General features: G+C 46.8%; 2 protein-coding genes. Both read right to left on the reverse strand.

Annotated features, from left to right (window positions below; genetic code table 11):
- Positions 1–247: 247 nt before the first annotated feature.
- The gene (locus ASG89_RS38020; protein WP_057315240.1) at positions 248–433 is read right to left on the reverse strand and encodes a hypothetical protein; all 186 of its coding nucleotides are present in this window, start codon (positions 431–433) and stop codon (positions 248–250) included.
- Positions 434–775: 342 nt separating this feature from the next.
- Positions 776–1216, reverse strand: a 441-nt coding sequence (locus ASG89_RS31150; protein ID WP_321166545.1) for an enolase C-terminal domain-like protein, incomplete at its 5' end; no start/stop codon positions are given.

Here is a 1216-nt window from a genome sequence, read left to right on the forward strand (position 1 = left end):
CACGGTCGACACCCTTGTCTTGAGCTAATGGTTACTACTGCCTTCACCATTCGGGATTTACACCCTATAGATAGCGCCCATGCTGGGCGCACAGTGCAAGAAGCCAGCAAACACAAGGGTTTGCCGGCTTTATTGGTGAAAACAAAATGACAAATAAAGTTTTGAAGTGGATTTTCGGTCTAATTGACTGGATTACAAAATAGTTTTGAAGTACTTCTGACAACCCCCCCTTGAGTGACAAACTTAATTATTGAGCCTTGTCAGGTAGCTGTGGAAACATTGCCCATCTCTCAAAACGGTTAACATATCCCTCGTTGTACGGCTTAGCGGGAAATGCTTTTGCACCCAATAACACATCCGGATTCATTTCAAAGAAATCTGCGCTCAATGGGAATGGATAGATGGTTTCTGTAAACCCTGCTACCCTCTTCATAAGTTCGCCATTTGTATCGGCCAATGTATTGAGGTTGTGGACACGAAGCAAGGTAGGTCGTAAAAATTCATACTGGCAAAGAAATAGTTCAAGTCACAAGATGATTAAGATAATATTTCTCATATTCAAGGTTATTCAGGGTCCGTGTCCCTCGATCGTTCCGATACCTGAGATTGATAAGCAATCCGCTTCCCTCGTAGTAATTAAACCGCAATGTCCCGTCTCCGGCAAAAATAAAATCATTCTCCTCCATACTGCTAATGTTATACAACTTGATAAAATTAATTGGAAAGCTGTGTTCGAAGCGATTAAGAGGCGCTGTTCTTGTGGACTCTGGGACGGTTACTTACGACTTAGCGACCAGCCGTTCTCTCCGCCCTTCTGCTTATGGAACGATTCGTCAAGATACAGCCCGAACCCCGGCGCGTCTGGTAGCGTCAGCACGCCGTCACGTATCTGGTAAGCGGAGGTGTCAAAACCTTTGACATCAGCATGGTCCCATTCGACAAACTGGAAGCCGTGAATAGCGGTAGCCAAATGACCGGTTACATAGTTGCCGATAATATTGCCGTAGCTATGAGGAGCAGAGCCCGCGCCCCAGCTGTCCAACCTAGCTCCGATCTCGAGCCAGGCGGAGAAGCCCGGATGGATAATATCGTATTGGATGACGTCGACGATACCCGATTTGGCCCAGTCCATCAGCCTTGGATCGGCCTGTCCTTCACCGTCGGCAATTTTGACGGACAACCCGTTCTTCTGCATCCATTCCTTCAGATTTTCGTA

It is taken from the genome of Paenibacillus sp. Soil766, assembly GCF_001428105.1.
Taxonomy (GTDB): Bacteria; Bacillota; Bacilli; order Paenibacillales; family NBRC-103111; genus Paenibacillus_E.

Excerpts from the sequence above, each read along its gene's own strand:
- ASG89_RS38020 (WP_057315240.1), bottom strand. The coding sequence starts at position 433 with ATGAAGAGGGTAGCAGGGTTTACAGAAACCATCTATCCATTCCCATTG.